13 protein-coding genes are annotated in these 16,292 nt (G+C 72.5%); 7 read left to right on the top strand and 6 right to left on the bottom strand.

Going from position 1 to position 16,292, the window contains the following annotated elements; translation table 11 throughout:
• Nucleotides 1-50: 50 nt before the first annotated feature.
• On the bottom strand, nt 51-1,082 hold the full coding sequence (locus L3i22_RS38835) for an NAD(P)-dependent alcohol dehydrogenase (protein WP_221322447.1): 1,032 nt from the start codon (nt 1,080-1,082) through the stop codon (nt 51-53).
• Between the two features lie 96 nt (nt 1,083-1,178).
• Here L3i22_RS38835 and L3i22_RS38830 point away from each other — a divergent pair, with 96 nt between their 5' ends.
• Nucleotides 1,179-1,757, top strand: a complete 579-nt coding sequence (locus tag L3i22_RS38830; RefSeq protein ID WP_221322446.1) for a TetR/AcrR family transcriptional regulator — start codon at nt 1,179-1,181, stop codon at nt 1,755-1,757.
• Here L3i22_RS38830 and L3i22_RS38825 read toward each other — a convergent pair.
• Both L3i22_RS38825 and L3i22_RS38820 read right to left on the bottom strand, forming a co-directional pair.
• On the bottom strand, nt 1,754-3,292 hold the full coding sequence (locus L3i22_RS38825; protein ID WP_221322445.1) for an AMP-binding protein: 1,539 nt from the start codon (nt 3,290-3,292) through the stop codon (nt 1,754-1,756). The genes L3i22_RS38830 and L3i22_RS38825 overlap by 4 nt on opposite strands.
• Nucleotide 3,293: 1 nt before the next feature.
• The gene (locus tag L3i22_RS38820) at nt 3,294-4,517 is read right to left on the bottom strand and encodes an acyl-CoA dehydrogenase family protein (RefSeq protein ID WP_221322444.1); all 1,224 of its coding nucleotides are present in this window, start codon (nt 4,515-4,517) and stop codon (nt 3,294-3,296) included.
• A gap of 231 nt (nt 4,518-4,748) precedes the next feature.
• Here L3i22_RS38820 and L3i22_RS38815 point away from each other — a divergent pair, with 231 nt between their 5' ends.
• The 3 genes from L3i22_RS38815 (at nt 4,749) to L3i22_RS38805 (ending at nt 7,274) form a co-directional block, all read left to right on the top strand.
• Nucleotides 4,749-6,107, top strand: coding sequence for an endo-1,4-beta-xylanase (locus tag L3i22_RS38815; RefSeq protein ID WP_221322443.1), 1,359 nt, complete (start codon nt 4,749-4,751; stop codon nt 6,105-6,107).
• A gap of 34 nt (nt 6,108-6,141) precedes the next feature.
• Entirely contained in the window at nt 6,142-6,720 is a 579-nt protein-coding gene (locus tag L3i22_RS38810) for a hypothetical protein (protein WP_221322442.1), read from the top strand.
• Between the two features lie 98 nt (nt 6,721-6,818).
• Nucleotides 6,819-7,274 (top strand): peptidase inhibitor family I36 protein, encoded by a 456-nt coding sequence (locus tag L3i22_RS38805; protein WP_221322441.1) that lies wholly within the window; start codon nt 6,819-6,821, stop codon nt 7,272-7,274.
• Here the strand turns inward: L3i22_RS38805 and L3i22_RS38800 are convergent.
• Nucleotides 7,178-10,087: a BTAD domain-containing putative transcriptional regulator gene (locus tag L3i22_RS38800; RefSeq protein WP_221322440.1), complete on the bottom strand. Its 2,910-nt coding sequence runs from the start codon at nt 10,085-10,087 to the stop codon at nt 7,178-7,180. The two genes, L3i22_RS38805 and L3i22_RS38800, sit on opposite strands and share 97 nt — an antisense overlap.
• A gap of 122 nt (nt 10,088-10,209) precedes the next feature.
• Nucleotides 10,210-11,487, bottom strand: a complete 1,278-nt coding sequence (locus tag L3i22_RS38795) for an acetyl-CoA C-acetyltransferase (protein ID WP_221322439.1) — start codon at nt 11,485-11,487, stop codon at nt 10,210-10,212.
• 54 nt (nt 11,488-11,541) lie between these two features.
• Between L3i22_RS38795 and L3i22_RS38790 the strand changes: the two genes are divergently transcribed.
• The 3 genes from L3i22_RS38790 (at nt 11,542) to L3i22_RS38780 (ending at nt 15,096) form a co-directional block, all read left to right on the top strand.
• Nucleotides 11,542-12,882: a 3-oxoacyl-ACP reductase gene (locus L3i22_RS38790; RefSeq protein WP_221322438.1), complete on the top strand. Its 1,341-nt coding sequence runs from the start codon at nt 11,542-11,544 to the stop codon at nt 12,880-12,882.
• Between the two features lies 1 nt (nt 12,883).
• Complete coding sequence (locus tag L3i22_RS38785) at nt 12,884-13,729, top strand: MaoC family dehydratase (RefSeq protein WP_221322437.1); 846 nt, start codon at nt 12,884-12,886, stop codon at nt 13,727-13,729.
• 86 nt (nt 13,730-13,815) lie between these two features.
• On the top strand, nt 13,816-15,096 hold the full coding sequence (locus L3i22_RS38780) for a multidrug effflux MFS transporter (protein ID WP_221322436.1): 1,281 nt from the start codon (nt 13,816-13,818) through the stop codon (nt 15,094-15,096).
• 1 nt (nt 15,097) lies between these two features.
• On the opposite strand, the gene L3i22_RS38775 is transcribed toward L3i22_RS38780, so the two are convergent.
• Nucleotides 15,098-16,261: a DUF1996 domain-containing protein gene (locus tag L3i22_RS38775; RefSeq protein ID WP_221322435.1), complete on the bottom strand. Its 1,164-nt coding sequence runs from the start codon at nt 16,259-16,261 to the stop codon at nt 15,098-15,100.
• Nucleotides 16,262-16,292: the final 31 nt, after the last annotated feature.

Below are 16,292 nucleotides of genomic sequence, written 5' to 3'. Positions count from 1 at the left end.
GGCGGCGTCGCGGGCGGGGTGCGGGCGGGCGTGGGCACCCGCCGTACGTCTCAATTGGTTTGATCTAGATCGGACATGTCGAGGACGAAGCGGTAGCGGACGTCGCCCTTCTCCAGGCGGGTCAGGGCCTCCTCGACCCGGGCCGACGGCAGCACCTCGACGTCCGCGGTGATGCCCTTCTCGGCGCAGAACTCCAGCAGCTCAGCGGTGTGCCGGGTGCCGCCGGTGCCGGACGAGCTGAGGTTCTTGCGGCCGAAGGTCAGCTCCATCAGGCGGACCGGCGTCTCCAGCGGCAGGCCCAGGACGCTGAGCGTGCCCTCGAATGCGACCAGGCGCAACAGCGGCGAGAGGTCGTGCCGGGCGGCGATCGTGTCGAGGATCAGGTCGAACCGGCCGGACGCCGCACTCAGCTGATCGTCATCGGTCGTGACCAGCAGGTCGGTGGCGCCCAGGGCGCGGGCGTCGGCGGCCTTCTCCGGCGTGCGGCTGAGCACGGTGACCTCCGCGCCGAGCGCGACCGCGAGCTTCACGCCGAGGTGCCCGAGCCCGCCGAGGCCGGCGACCGCGACCCGGCTGCCCGGGCCGATCCCGGCCGCCCGCATCGGCTCCCACATGGTGATGCCGGCGCACATCAGCGGGGCCGCGGCGGCCGGGTCGAGGGCGTCGGGCAGCCGGTAGGCGAACTTCTCCCGCAGCACGTACTCCCGGCTCCAGCCGCCCTTGGTGCCGGCGCCGTAGGTGGTGACGAGCCCGGTGTAGCAGAAGTTCTCCTGACCGATCGCGCACATCGCGCAGACGCCGCAGGAGTCGACGATCGTGCCGACCGCGACCCGGTCGCCGACGGCGAACCCGGTGACCTCGGCGCCGGTCGCGGTGACCGTGCCGGTGAACTCGTGGCCGGGCACCAGGCCGTCGGTGGGCTTGCCGACCAGGCCGTGCAGGGCGTGCAGGTCGCTGTGGCAGACGCCGCAGAAGTCGATTCGCACGGCGATGTCGTCGGCCCGCAGGTCACGGCGCTCGATCGTGGTGCGCCGCAGGGCGGTGGAGGTGCCGCTGCTCTGCCAGGCGGTGGTGGTCCGCATGCTTTCGTCCTTCCAGACAGACTATTCGGTCTGCCACCAACGTAGCGCCTTTTCGCGGAAAGACAAACCAACTCGTCTGTTTGTTAATCTGGTCGCATGCCAGCCCTGCCGACCAGCGCCCGCGGCGCCGCCACCAGCCGCCGGATCCTCGACGCGGCCGCCGAGGAGTTCGCCGAGCGCGGCATCGCCGGCGCCCGGGTCGACCGGATCATGGTCGCCGCGCAGACCAACAAGGCCCAGCTGTACGGCTATTTCGGCAGCAAGGACGCCCTGTTCGACGCGGTCGTGGCGGACCGGGCCGAGCGGCTGATCGACGCGCTGAGCTTCGACGCGGCGGACCTGCCGGGGTTCGCCGTCGCCGTCTACGACGAGAACCTGCGGCACCCCGAGTTGGTCCGGCTGACCGGGTGGCTGCGCCTGGAACGGCGGCCGGTCGGCCGGCTCGGCGGCGGCTCGGCCGACGAGCCGAAGTTCCAGGCGATCGCCCGGGCGCAGGCCGCCGGCCAGGTCCGGGCGGGGGATCCGGTGGAGCTGTTCGCGCTGGTGCTGGCGATGGCGTGCGCGTGGTCCCCGGCCAGCACCTTCTACGTGGCCACCGCGGACGAGCCCGAGGAGTCCCACGCACGCCGGCGCGCCCTGCTGCGCGACAGCGTCCGCCGGCTGGTCGCCCCCTAGCGGGGCAGGTCGCGGGTGACGACCTTGCCGGTGGCGTTGCGCGGCAGCTCGGCCAGGAACACCACGTCGCGGGGGACGCTGAAGCGGGCCCGGTGGTGCCGCACGTGCTCGCGGACCGCCTCCGGGTCGAGGGTCTCCGCCTCGCGCAGCACCAGGTAGGCCGCGAGCCGCTGACCGTACTCGTCGTCCGGGACGCCGATCACCGCCACCTCGCGGACCTGGGGCAGGTCGGCGAGCAGGCCCTCCACCTCGGCGGGGTACACGTTCTCGCCGCCGGAGACGATCATGTCGTCCTCGCGGCCGTCCACGTAGACCCGGCCGGCGGCGTCCACGTGGCCGAGGTCGCCGGTGGCCAGCAGACCCTCGTGCATGGTCTTCGAGGCGCCGTTCGTGTAGCCCTCGAACAGCATCTCGTTGCCGACGAACAGGCGTCCGACCTCGCCCGGCGGGACCGGTTCCCCGTCGTCGCCGAGCACGGCGACCTTCGTACCGTAGGGAGGTTTTCCCGCGGTGTTGGGGGCGAATCGCAGATCGGCGGGCGTGGCGATCGACGCCCACGACGCCTCGGTCGATCCGTAGAGGTTGTAGAGGACGTCGCCGTACCGATCCATGAATCGCGTGGCCAGCCCGCCGGGCAGCGCCGAACCGCTCACCGCGACCACCCGCAGGGGCGGTTTCCCGGTGCTCTCCGGCAATTCCAGGAATTGCTGGACCATCACCGGGACGGCGATCATGCCGGTGCAGGAATGCCGGATCAGATCGCCGACGATCGCGGCCGGATCGAATTTGCGGCGCAGCACCACGGTGGCGCGCAAGGCGAGCGCGATCTGCAGCCCGGCGAATCCCCAGGTGTGGAAGAGCGGCGCCGCGATCAGCACGCGTTCCTGCGCGCGCAACGGAATCCGGTCGATCACCGAGCAGAGCGGGCGGAATCCGCCGGGCGTCGGGCGGCGGGCCCCTTTCGGCACCCCGGTGGTCCCGGAGGTGAGCACGATGGTGCGCCCGGGGCGCTCCGGCGGGACCGTTCCCGATCCCCGCGGCGCGGCCGTGATCAGCTCCTCGAAGCGCTCCTCGCCGATCTTCTCCACGCCCTCGACCAGGGCGACCCGCGGCGCGAACTCGTCGTCGAAGATCAGCGCGCGCAGGCCCTGGTCCTTCGCGACCGAGGCCAGCTGGCTCGGCGAGAGACCGGTGTTGATCAGCACCGGATCGGCGCCGAGGGTGGTCACGCCGATCAATGCCTCGATCATGCGCGCCGAATTCCGGCAGAGCAGACCGACGCGTTCCCCCGGCGCCGCCGGAAGGCTCGCGGCGAGCCGTTCCGCGCGGTCGACCAATTCGGCGTACGTGACCTCGCGCTGATCGTCGATGACCGCGATCCGCCGCGGGCTGCGGGCCGCGGCCTGGCGCAGCTCGCCGGCGAGCCCGAATCCCCACCGGCCGAGCGCCGCGAACTGCCGCACGATCCGGATCGGATTCCCGGGGTTCAGCAGCCCGCGCCGCAGCATCGTGGCACCGATGAAAAGCGCGTCCATGTCAGCGGATCTGCATGCCGGAGATCGCGCGGGAGATGACCAGGCGCTGAATCTCCGAGGTCCCCTCGAAAATGGTGTAGATCTTGGCGTCCCGGAACATCCGCTCGACCGGGTGCTCGCGCAGATAGCCGGCGCCGCCGAGGATCTGGATCGCCTTCTCGGTGACCGCGACCGCCACCTCGCCGGCCTTCAGTTTGGACATCGAGCCCTCGCCGGCGGTGAACGGCTTCTCGTTGCGGCCCATCCACGCGGCGCGCCAGACCAGCAGGCGTGCGGCGTCGATCTCCATCCGCATGTCGGCCAGGGCGAACGCGATCGCCTGGTTCTCGATGATCGGACGGCCGAAGGCGACCCGGTTCTTCGCGTACTCCAGCGCGTACTCGTAGGCGGCGCGGGCGATGCCGAGTGCCTGGGCGCCGACCGCGGGGCGGGACAGCTCGAACGTACGCATCGCGGCGTTCTTGTTCTTCGGCGCGGCGTTGCGGGCGCGGTCGAGACGCTCGTCGAGCGCGTCCTTGCCGCCGAGCAGGCAGCTGCCCGGGATCCGCACGTCGTCGAGGAAGACGTCCGCGGTGTGCGAGGCGCGCAGGCCGAGCTTCTTCAGCTTCTTCGTGCCGACCAGGCCGGTCGTGCCGGGCGGGACGATGAACGCGGCCTGCCCGCGCGAGCCGAGCGACGGGTCCACACTCGCGGTGACCACGTGGATGTTGGCGATGCCGCCGTTCGTCGCGTACGCCTTCTGGCCGCTGAGCACCCACTCGTCGGTGGCCTCGTGGTAGACCGCGCGGGACTTCATCGCGGCGACGTCCGAGCCGGCCTCCGGCTCGGTCGAGCAGAACGCCGCGACCTTCGGGTCGTCGGCGTCGCCGAAGCACTGCGGCACCCACTCGACCAGCTGCTCGGGCGTGCCGGAGCCGTAGATCGCGGCGACCGCGAGCGAGGTGCCGGAGATCGCCATGCCGATGCCGCCGTCGCCCCAGAAGAGCTCCTCGTTGGCGATCGGCAGGGACAGGCCGGAGTTGTCCGACCAGGTGTTGATCAGGAACTCGAAGCCGTAGAGACCGATCTTGGCGGCCTCCTGCAGCACCGGCCAGGGGGTTTCCTCGCGCTCGTCCCACTCGGCGGCGGCCGGGCGGATGACCTGCTCGGCGAAGCCGTGCACCCAGTCGCGCAGATCCGATTGTTCCTCGTTGAGATCGAGCCAGAACTCCACAGCGGTGCCCATTCTTCTCCGGCGTGACGCGTACTTAACTCGTCAGTAACCCTACGGGCGCGTTACCGGGCTCACAACCCCCCGGGGTTTTTCACCTCCAAGGAGATCAGACTCCGAAACTTTCGGAGGCTGCCAACTGCTGATTCATGCGCTGAACCGGTTGAGGTTTCCGGAACATGTCGGTAGCGTTTCGGTCGGCGTCGATAAGCGTCGATGCCTCCAGATCCCCGACTGGAGCTCCCCATGAAACGAACGCACGCCATCCTCACCGTCCTGACGGCCGGCGCCCTCGCCGCGAGCGCCGTCCTCACCTTCTCGCCCAGTGCGAACGCGGCCACCACGCTCGGCTCGGCCGCCGCGGCCAAGGGAAAGTACTTCGGCACCGCCGCCGCGGCGTACAAGTTCAGCGACTCGGTCTACACCGGAATCCTGGACCGCGAGTTCACCATGGTCACCCCGGAGAACGAGATGAAGTGGGACGCCACCGAGCCGTCCCAGAACTCGTTCAGCTACTCCAGCGCCGACACCATCGTGAACCGGGCCAAGGCCAACGGGCAGCGGGTCCGCGGCCACGCCCTGGCCTGGCACTCGCAGCAACCCGGCTGGGTGTCGTCGCTGTCCGGCACCGCGCTGCGCAACGCGATGATCAACCACATCACCAACGTCGCCACCCACTACAAGGGCCAGCTGTACGCCTGGGACGTGGTCAACGAGGCGTTCTCCGACAACGGCGACGGCTCGCGGCGCAGCTCCAACCTGCAGAACACCGGCAACGACTGGATCGAGGTGGCGTTCAAGACGGCGCGGGCCGCCGACTCCACCACGAAGCTCTGCTACAACGACTACAACACCGACGGCGTCAACGCGAAGAGCACCGCGGTCTACAACATGGTCAAGGACTTCCTGGCCCGCGGCGTCCCGATCGACTGCGTCGGCTTCCAGTCGCACATCAACTCGGCGTCCCCGCTGCCCAGCGACTACCAGGCGAACCTGCAGCGCTTCGCGGACCTGGGCGTCGAGGTGCAGATCACCGAGCTGGACATCGCCGGCTCGGGCACCGCGCAGGCGACTACGTACGCGAACGTGGTCAAGGCCTGTCTCGCGGTCACCAAGTGCGCCGGCATCACGGTGTGGGGCATCCGCGACTCGGACTCGTGGCGCTCCGGCGACACCCCGCTGCTCTTCGACAACAGCGGTAACCCGAAGGCCGCGTACAACTCGGTGATCTCCGCGTTCGGCGCGACCACCACCAGCCCGTCGGCGTCGGTCAGCGTCAGCCCGTCGGCGAGCAGCAGCTCGCCGAGCACCGGCGGGGCCTGCACGGCCACGTTCTCGAACAACGCGTGGACCGGTGGCTTCGTCACCACGGTCACGGTCAAGGCCGGCTCGTCCGCGCTGACCGGCTGGAAGGTCGGGATCACCCTGCCGTCCGGCGCCGCGATCACCAACTCGTGGAGCACCACGGCCAGTGGCTCCAGCGGCGCGGTGACGTTCGCCAACGTCGGCTACAACGGCGCGGTCGCGGCCGGGGCCAGCACCAGTTTCGGCTTCCAGGGCACCGGCTCGGCGCCGTCCGGCACGGCCGGCTGCACCGCTTCCTGACCCGAGGTTTGCCCGGGGCCGTCATGCTCAGCACATGATCTGGCGGCCCCTTCCTCTCGTCGCGCTGGCCCTGCTGGCCGGCTGCACCGGCTCCGGCGACCGGTCGGCCCCGGCCGCCTCGCCTTCGGCATCGGCGTGCGCCGGAGGACAGACCACTTTCGGTACGGCGATCAAGGGCACCCTGCTGACCGGCGTCACCCCGGTCGACGAGATGGTCGTGAAGAACGTCCAGCTGGCCGTCGAGTACGAGGAGATCAACACCCGGACCGCCGAGCTGCGGACCACCGCCCGGGTGCCGGCCGAGCAGATCTACCGGGAACTGGCCGCGACGTACGCGGACAGCCGGCCCCTGGTCGACTACGGGACCGTGCACCACCCGGCGACCGGCGAGTCGTTCAGCGTCGACGGCACCGGACGGTTCGTCAACTACGAGTGGATCCGGACCGTCGACACGCCGTTCCACTACACCTGCGGCGGCACCACCGCGGACGGCACCGTGGTGAGCTGGGAGGCCGCCGGCACCAGCGGCATGCTGGACTGCGACGAGCCGGACCAGGGTCCGTCGGACGCGGCCGACGAACCCGAGCGGAAGGCCCGCGAGATGCGCTGCTAGCGCCCGCCGAGTCCGTTCACCACCTTTCCGCAAGCTTTCCGCAGCCCGGGACCGGGACCGTCGGGTCATCGGAGTTCCCTGCGGAAGGAGAGATTGCCATGACCTCAACCCGATCATCGTGGACCGTGGCACGTCTGCTGGTCGCCCTGGCCCTGGGCATCCTGGGGCTGGTCGCGGCGGCGTCATCGGCCACCGCCGCGCCGGCGGCCGGCAACGCCCGGGCGGCCGCCGCGATCGCCGGCTGCCCGGCCGACTCGGTGTGCCTCTACAACGACAAGGACTACCAGGGCCACGTGTTCACCCTCGGGGCCGGTGACGCGATCCCGAGCCTGCACGTCTTCCCGTGCGCCGGCTGTGACAGCCCGAAGCACGGCGCCGGCGACGGCAACTTCGGCGACCAGATGAGCGCGTGGGTGAACAACACGTCGTGGTCGTACTGCTGGTACTACGACATCAACTACGGCAGTTTCGTGGGCACGATGCCGGCCGGGCAGGCGGTCTCCTGGGTCGGCAAGCGCGCCCAGGACGAGGCCTCCTCGATCCGGCCCTGCTGATCCGCGGTCACCGGGCCGGGCACCTCGCCCGGCCCGGTCTCCCGCGTCCCGGCGGCGGCCAGCGCCGCCGCCATCCCGTTGCGCGCCGACGCCTGCCCGATCCGGTCGCCCAGCGCCCGGAACAGCTCGAGAGCCTGGCGGTGGTGGTCGCGGGCCTGCTCGTACCGGCCCAGCCGGGTCTCGCAGGCGGCCAGCCGGTCCAGGGTCTCGGCCTGGCTGCTGCGGTGGCCGAGCACCCGGAACAGGGTGAGCGCCCGGCGGTGCCGGTCGGCGGACCGGGCGTGGTGACCCGAGCGGGCCTCGATCTCGCCGAGACTGTTGAGCGCCCACGCCTCCCCGAAGGTGTGCCCGGCCCGGCGGTGCAGGGTGAGCGCCAGCTCGGCGTGTTCCCGAGCCTGGCGGTCGCGGCCGAGGCGAGCGCCGACCGACGCCAGGCGGGTCAGCGCGTGCGCCTCGCCGGTCAGATCGCCGAGCCGCCGGTAGCGCAGCATCGCCTGCTCGTAGCGGGCCGCCGCGTCGGCGTACCGGGCCTGCTGCTCGTCGACACCGGCCAGGTTGCCCAGCGCGCGGGCCTGGCCTAGCTCGTCGCCGGCGCGTTCGGAGAGCCGGCGGGCCTGTTCCAGTTGCTCGACCGCGATCTCCGGCCGCCCGGCGAGTCCGTTCAGGTGGGCGAGGGCGTTCAGCGCGTACGCCTCGGCGGCGGCGTCGCCGAGCGCCCCGGCCGCGGCCCGGGCGCTGCTGTGGATGGTCACGGCGGCGGTGTGATCGTCGCCGTCCAGGTAGCGGTATAGCAGCGCGGACGCCCGAACCGCCGGCACCGGCCGATCGTGTGCCGCGGCGTGCGCCGCCACCGCGGCCAGGTTCGGCAGTTCCCGGCGCAGCCACCGGCGGGCCGCGACCGCGTCGGCGATCTCCGGCGCCGGGGTGGCCGACTCCGGGATGGCCGGGCGGCGGCCGGCCTCCCCCGGGTAGAGGATCCGCATCGCCGCGGCCGCGGCGGCCAGGTAGTGGTCGAGCAGCCGGGTCACGGCCGCGTCCGGGTCGGTGCCGGCGGGCGGGTCGGCGGCGAGCCGGACGGCGTACGCGCGCAGCAGGTCGTGCAGCCCGTAACGGTCCGGGCCGGTCAGCTGGAGCAGGTGGGCGCGCAGCAGCACGGCGAGGTCGCGGCGCACGTCGAGCAGCCCGGCGCCGGCCAGCGCGGCCGCGGCGTACGGGTCCGGATGCGGCCCCGGATGCAGTCCGAGCAGGGTGAACAGGCGGACCGCCGACGCCGGCAGATGCCGCAGCGACCAGGAGAACACCGCGCTGACCGCGGCGTGCGGATCCGCGCCGTCGCTGAGCAGATCGAGGCGCCGCTGCTGTTCGGTCAGCTCCCGGGTGAGCGCCGCCAGGCCGGTCGCCGGCCGGGTGGCGGCCAGCTCCGCCGCGATCCGCAGGGCCAGGGGGAGCCCGGCACACTGCTCGGCCAGGCGGGCCGCGGCCCGTGGCTCCCGGTCGACGCGGACGCCCACGAGGTGCCGCAGCAGGCGGGCCGCGTCGCCCGCCGGCAACAGGTCCAGGACGATCCGGTGGGCCCCGTTGACCGAGACCAGCCCGGCCAGCGAGTCCCGGCTGGTGATCAGGACCAGGCAACCGGCCGCGCCGGGCAGCAGGTGCCGCAGCTGCGCCACGGTGGACGCGTTGTCCAGCACGATCAGCATGCGCCGGCCGGCGAGCAGGGTCCGGTAGTGGGCGGCCCGCGCGTCCAGGCCGGCCGGGATCGGCTGCCCGGCGCCGGCCAGCGGGGTCAGCAGCGTGCCGAGAGCGTCGATCGGGGCGACCGGCTGCTCCGGGTCGTAGCCGCGCAGGTTGAGGTAGAGCTGACCGTCCGGGAAGCGGTCGCGGACCCGGTGCGCCCAGCGCACGGCGAGCGCGGTCTTGCCGACCCCGGCCGTACCGGTGAGGCAGATCGTCAGCGGGCCCGCGCCGGCGGCGGCGAGCAGGCGGTCGCACGCGGCCAGCTCGTCCGCCCGGCCGGTGAAGGCGGTGACGTCGGCCGGCAGCCCGGCCGGCACCGGACCGGCCGCCGGGGCCGGCGGCTCGCCGCGCAGCACCGTCCGGTGGGCGGCCCGCAGCTCGGGGCCGGGGTCGATGCCGAGCTCGTCGCGCAGCAAGCGCCGGGTGCGGTCGAAGCGGTCCAGCGCGTCGGCGCTGCGGCCGGCCGCGTGCAGGGCCAGGATCAGCGCGGCCGCGGCCGGTTCCAGCAGCGGTCGCTCCTCGACCAGCTCGGTCAGCGGCGCCAGCACGACGGCCGCCGCGCCGAGCTCGAGCTCGGCGTGCGCCCAGGCCACCACGGCCTGCTCGTGGTCCTGCCGCAGGGTGTCCCGCATCCGGTCGGCCCAGGAACCGGCGACGCCGGCGAGCGGGTCACCGCGCCACAACGCCAGCGCGGCACGCAGGGTGGCGGCCCGGTCCGCGCCGGGCCGGCCGGCCTCGCGGCTGCGGGCCAGCAGGTCCCGGAAGCGGAGCACATCCACCTGGTCGGGGCCGACGTCCAGCCGGTAGCCACCGGTCGCGCGGGTCAGCGGGGCGGCGCCGGGACCGCCGGCCCGCGCGAGGGCACGGCGCAGGCGGGCGATGTGGGCGTAGAGGGAGCGGCGCGCCTGCGGCGGCGCGGCCTCGCCCCACACCCGGTCGATGAGCGTGTCGCGGCTGACCGGCCGGCCCGCCTCCAGCAGCAGCACCGCCAGCACGGCCCGCTGGCGAGGCTCACCGATCGCCGCCGGCCGGCCCCCGGCCAGCACCTCGACCGGCCCCAGAACGTGGAAGTCCACTCGCGCGCTCCTGCCTGTCGCCCCGGCGATCGCCGGGGCCCGGTAGTCACGTCGGTGCGAGTCTCTCCCCGGCACGCGGTGCCGGGGAGTACCTGTGACGGCTATCGGACGCAGGCCGGGGTTCAGCGCTCCAGGATGGCGACGACGCCCTGGCCGCCGGCCGCGCAGACGGAGATCAGGCCGCGGCCCGAGCCCTTCGTCGCCAGCAGCTTCGCGAGGGTGGCCACGATCCGCCCGCCGGTCGCGGCGAACGGGTGCCCGGCGGCCAGCGAGGAGCCGTTGACGTTGAGCTTGGCCCGGTCGATCGAGCCGAGCGGCGCGTCCAGCCCGAGCTTCTCCTTGCAGAACTGCGGCGACTCCCAGGCGGCCAGCGTGGACAGCACCTGCGACGCGAACGCCTCGTGGATCTCGTAGTAGTCGAAGTCCTGCAGGGTGAGGCCGTTGCGGGCGAGCATCCGGGGCACCGCGTAGGCCGGCGCCATCAGCAGCCCCTCGTCGCCGTGCACGTAGTCGACCGCGGCCGCCTCCGAGTCCGCGAAATACGCCAGCACCGGCAGCGAGTGCGCCTCGGCCCACTCCTCGGAGGCCAGCAGCACGGTCGACGCGCCGTCGGTCAGCGGCGTGGAGTTGCCCGCCGTCATGGTCGCGCCCGCCTTGCCGTAGACCGGCTTGAGCGACGCCAGCTTCGCCGCGGTGCTGTCGGCCCGCAGGTTCTGATCCCGGGTCAGTCCCAGATAGGGCGTCATAAGATCATCGAAAAATCCGCTTTCGTACGCCGCGGCCAGATGCCGATGCGACGCCAGCGCCAGCTCGTCCTGCGCCTCGCGGGTCACGTTCCACTTCAGCGCGGTGATCGCGGCGTGCTCGCCCATCGACAGGCCGGTGCGCGGCTCGGCGTTGCGCGGGATCTCCGGCTTCAGCGCCTGCTGCGGGCGCAGCTTGGCGACGGCCTTGAGCCGCGCGCCGAGCGTCCGGGCCCGGTTCAGCTCCAGCAGCGCCTGCCGCATGTCCTCGTTCACCTGCAGCGGAGCGTCCGACGTGGTGTCCACGCCGCCCGCGACGCCGGCGTCGATCTGGCCCAGCGCGATCTTGTTGGCGACCAGGATCGCCGCCTCCAGGCCGGTGCCGCAGGCCTGCTGGATGTCGTAGGCCGGGGTCCGCGCGTCGAGCCGGGACCCGAGCACCACCTCGCGGGTCAGGTTGAAGTCGCGCGAGTGCTTGAGGACGGCGCCCGCGACGACCTCGCCGAGGTGCTCGCCGGCCAGGCCGAACCGGGCGATCAGCCCGTCCAGCGCGGCGGTGAGCATGTCCTGGTTCGAAGCGGCGGCATACTTCCCGTTCGACCGGGCGAACGGGATACGGTTACCGCCCAGGACGGCGACGCGGCGCACGGTCGGCACGACGATCCTCCACACATCGACAAAGACTTAGCTACTGACCGGTAGGGTACTCGCATGGCTGACAGGTACGCGAACTTCGCCAACTCCGGTCTGGGCCGGTCCGTGGTCAAGCGTCTCGGGCTGCCCGACCCGCCCCGGTTGCGACGCTACCGCGCCGGTGACCCGGTCGCGGCCGGTCCGGTGCTGCTCGGCGCGGCACCCGGGGGACGGCTCGCCGAGCCGGTCGGGAAGCTGCTGGAGAGTGCCGGCGTCACGGTCCTGGAGTCCGGCGGGGACGGCGCGAAGTACGCCGCGCTGGTCTTCGACGCGACCGGGATCAGTGACTCCACCGGACTCCGGGCGCTGTTCGACTTCTTCCACCCGTACGCCCGCAGTCTGAACGTCTCCGGCCGCGTGATCGTGCTGGGCACCCCACCGGAAGCCACGGCGGACCCGAAGGAGGCGACCGCGCAGCGGAGCCTGGAGGGTCTGACCCGGAGCATCGGCAAGGAGTTCGGCCGCGGCGTGACGGCCCAGCTGGTCTACGTCGCGCCGGGCGGCGAGCAGACCGTCGAGTCGACGCTGCGGTTCCTGCTCAGCGGCCGCTCCGCCTACGTGTCCGGCCAGGTGATCCGGGTCGGTGCCGGCAGCGTGTCCACGCCGGCCGACTGGGCGCAGCCGCTCGCCGGCAAGCTCGCCCTGGTCACCGGCGCGGCCCGGGGGATCGGCGCGTCGATCGCGGCGATCCTCGCGCGGGACGGCGCCGAGGTGATCGCGCTGGACGTGCCCGGCGCCGGCGACGCGCTCGCGGACGTCGCCAACAAGGCCCGCGGCCGCGCGCTGCAGCTCGACCTGACCGCCCCGGACGCCCCGGAACGGCTCGCCGGATACCTGGCGGCCGGGCCGAACGGCGGCGTCGACATCCTGGTGCACAACGCCGGCATCACCCGCGACAAGACGATCTTCAAGATGGACGAGAGTCGCTGGGACTCGGTGATCGGGGTCAACCTGACCGCGCCCGAGCGGGTCAACGACCTGCTCCTCGACCAGGGCCTGATCAGGTCGGGCGGGCGGATCGTCGGGGTCGCCTCGATCGCCGGGATCGCCGGGAACCGCGGGCAGACCAACTACGCGACCAGCAAGGCCGGGGTGATCGGGCTGGTCCAGTCGACCGCGCCGGCGCTGCTGGCGAAGGGCATCACGATCAACGCGGTGGCGCCCGGCTTCATCGAGACGGCGATGACCGCGAAGATGCCGATCGGGCTCCGGGAGGCCGGCCGCCGGCTGAACAGCATGTCGCAGGGCGGGCTGCCGGTCGACGTGGCCGAGACGATCGCCTGGTTCGCGTCGCCCGGGTCCGCGACGATCAGCGGGAACGTCGTGCGGGTCTGCGGCCAGAGCCTGCTGGGGGCCTGACGTGGTGGCCGTGGTCGAGCTGACCGAAGGGCCCGGGACCGGCGTGGCGTACGCGAAGGCCGCCCTCGGCCTGCTCCGGCGGCCCGGCTCGGTGCTGCCGGACGTCGAGCTGGTGCATCGCGGCGTGACCGTCTCGCGGGCGCACCTGGCCCGCTACGACCGGGTGTGCGGGCTGCGGCTCACCGACGCGCTGCCCGCCACCTACCCGCACATCCTGGCGTTTCCGCTGGCCATGCGCCTGATGTCGGCGGCCGGGTTCCCGCTGCCGATGATCGGCCTGGTGCACGTGGCCAACCGGATCACCGTGCGCCGGCCGATCGACGCGGGGAGCCGGCTCGACCTGACCGTGCGCGCGGCCGACCTGCGGGAGCATCCGCGCGGGCGGCAGTTCGACATGGTCGCGACCGCGTCGGTGGACGGCGAGGAGGTGTGGCGCGGCGTCTCCACCTACCTGCGGAAGGAATCGTCCCCGGCCGGCTCCGGTTCCGGTGCCTCGTCCGACGCGGCCCCGGCCGGTGGGGCGGTCTGGCGCCTGCCCGCCCGGATCGGCACCGACTACGCCGCCGTCTCCGGCGACCGCAACCCGATCCACACGTCGCGGCTGGGGGCGAAGCTGTTCGGCTTCCCGCGGCAGATCGCGCACGGCATGTGGACCAAGGCGCACTGCCTGGCCGCCCTGGAGGGCCGCCTGCCCCCGGCCTACACCGTCGAGGTCGCCTTCAAGCAGCCGATCCTGCTCCCGTCGACGGTCCGCTTCACCTCAACATCAACTTCCGGGGGTACGGCGTGGGACTTCGCCGTCCACGGCAAACGCCCCCACCTGACCGGAACGATCACCCCGCCCTGACCGGCCCGGTGGCCTGACCGGTGTGACCACCGTTACCAAAGGCCGGATACCGGAAGATACTGGCTGGTAGATGACTTGTCGGGGTCGTGGCTGAGACTCGCACGATTGCCCCGCCCGCCGACGACCTCGCTCCGGGAGAGCTGCTCCCGCTGGGGCGCCGCTTCCGGATCGTTCTGGTGCTCGGCTTCCTGACCGCCCTCGGGCCGCTGACGATCGACATGTACCTGCCGTCGCTGCCGACGATCACCGACGACCTGCACGCCACCGCCGCCGCGGTGCAGCTCACGCTGACCGGGACGCTGATCGGGCTGGCGTTCGGCCAGCTTCTGGTGGGCCCGCTCGCCGACGCGGTCGGGCGGCGGGTCCCGCTGCTGGCCGGCATCGCGGTGCACGTGCTCGCCTCGGTGCTCTGCGTCCTCGCGCCGAACCTGGCCGTGCTCGGCTCGCTGCGGGTGCTGCAGGGTCTGGGCGCCGCCGCGGCCGCGGTCATCGCGATGGCGATGGTGCGGGACCTGTTCGACGGGCTGTCCGCGGCCCGGCTGTTCTCCCGGCTGATGCTGGTCGTCGGGGTGGCGCCGATCCTGGCGCCGACCATCGGCGGCCTGGTGCTGAACTGGACGTCCTGGCGCGGCGTGTTCGTGGTGCTCACCGGCGTGGGCCTGGCGATCATGGCGGCCACCGCGGTGGTGCTGCCGGAGACGCTGCCGGTCGCCCGCCGCCGCAACGGTGGGGTGCTGGGCACGTTCCGGGACTACGGCCGGCTGCTCACCGACCGGGTGTACGTGGGCCTGACCCTGGTGGCCGGCCTGGCCATGGCGGCGCTCTTCGCCTACGTCAGTGGCGCGTCGTTCGTCCTGCAGGATCAGTTCGGGATGAGCGAGCAGCAGTTCGCGCTGATCTTCGCGGCCGGCGCGGTCGGCCTGATCGGGGCCACCCAGCTGAACGTGCGCCTGCTGCGCCGCTGGACCCCGCAGCAGATCATGGCGGCCTCGCTGGTCGCCGGCCTGGTCTTCGGCCTGGTCATGCTGGTCCTCGCGGCCACCGAGCTGGGCGGGCTGACCGGCATCCTGATCCCGCTCTGGCTGGTGCTCTTCACGGTCGGCCTGGTCATGCCGAACGCGCCGGCCCTGGCGCTGAACCGGCACGGCGAGGCGGCCGGCACCGCGGCGGCGCTGCTCGGCGCGGTCCAGTTCGGGGTGGGCGCGCTGGCCGCCCCGCTGGTCGGTGTCCTGGGCGTCGGCGCGGTGGCGATGGCCGTCGTGGTCTTCGGCGGGATGCTGGCCGCGACCGTGGTGTGCTTTCTGGTGGTCCGGCCGCACCGCCTCCCGGCGGAGCGACCGGACACCGTCGTCGTGCTCGCGCACTAGGTCAGAACGAGAACTTGTCGTAACCGTCGTTGTTGCAGGTCCGGCGCTGGGCGATGCAGTTGCGGACCCGCTGGTTCATGGCGGCCGCGTTCCACATCAGGAACGCGTCGCCGTGCATCGACGAGGCGCTCTTGCCGGCCGGGTCGGAGGACAGGTAGTAGCCGGCCTTCGAGCCGGTCACGCCGTACGTGATCTCGAACGTCAACGCCGGGATCCGCACCGGGTGGTCGGCGGGGCAGCCCTCGTTCGTACCGAAAGCAATATGGTCTTTGTGGTTGGGGCTGTCCAGGTGCTTGCCGTCCCAGCAGTCCGGGAATTGCAGGGTGAAGTGCAGGTGCGCCGGGCTGCCACAGATCGGCCAGTTCCCGTTGGTGCTGCGGGAGTCGCCGTCGAGATTGCCGGGGCCGTAGAACGCGCAGTAGAACTGGCCCTGGGCGCCGCGCGGTGTCGGCACCTTCTTCTTGGCGTCCCCGGCGATCTCGCGCAGGCCGTTCGGCATCGGCATGATCCCGGTCGAATTGCTCCGGATCGAACGGTAATAGACGCGGAAACCGGTGGTCTCGACGGGCTTCTTTGTCGCGGCGTCGTAGAGCGTCGGCACCCAGTAGGCGGAATGGTCCACGGCCGGCTTGCAGGTGCTGGCGGTGAATTTCATCAGGTCGCCGGCGGTGGTGTCGGCGTCCAGGCCCTTGTTCCCGACGAACGAGTGCATGTGCGAGGCGCCGGGCAGGCCCGGGAAGACGATCGGATCGTCGGCTCCGCGGTGGCTGTAGGTGCAGTCGGCCCGGAACTCGGCCAGGTTGCCGGCGTCGCCGGGCGGGTCGGCCCTGGTCGCCTTGAACGCGGCGACCTGCGCCTTCCAGGCGACCGGGTCGATCGGGATCCAGCCACCCTTGGCGACCGGCGCGGCGGTCGACGGCGAGGCACTGGGCCGCGGCTTCACCGAGGCCGCGGCCGGGGAGGCGATCGGTGCCGACGGGACGGACGACGCCGAGGACTGCACCGAGACCGGGAGACTCGCGCTGGTGTCATCCGGCCGCGACCGGGTCAAGGTGACAACGGCGATCCCGGCGATCAGGACCACGGCCACTCCGGCCGCGGCGACGGCCAATCCCCGGGGGCGCCGCGCGTGGCGGCCGGGCTCATGGATCGCGGAAGACGACACGACTAACTCCCCACAACATTGCACGACGACG

The sequence above is a fragment of the Actinoplanes sp. L3-i22 genome (assembly GCF_019704555.1).
Lineage (GTDB): Bacteria > Actinomycetota > Actinomycetes > Mycobacteriales > Micromonosporaceae > Actinoplanes.
Note: the sequence above shows the minus strand (reverse complement) of the source record. Positions and strands in the feature narration are given on the sequence as shown.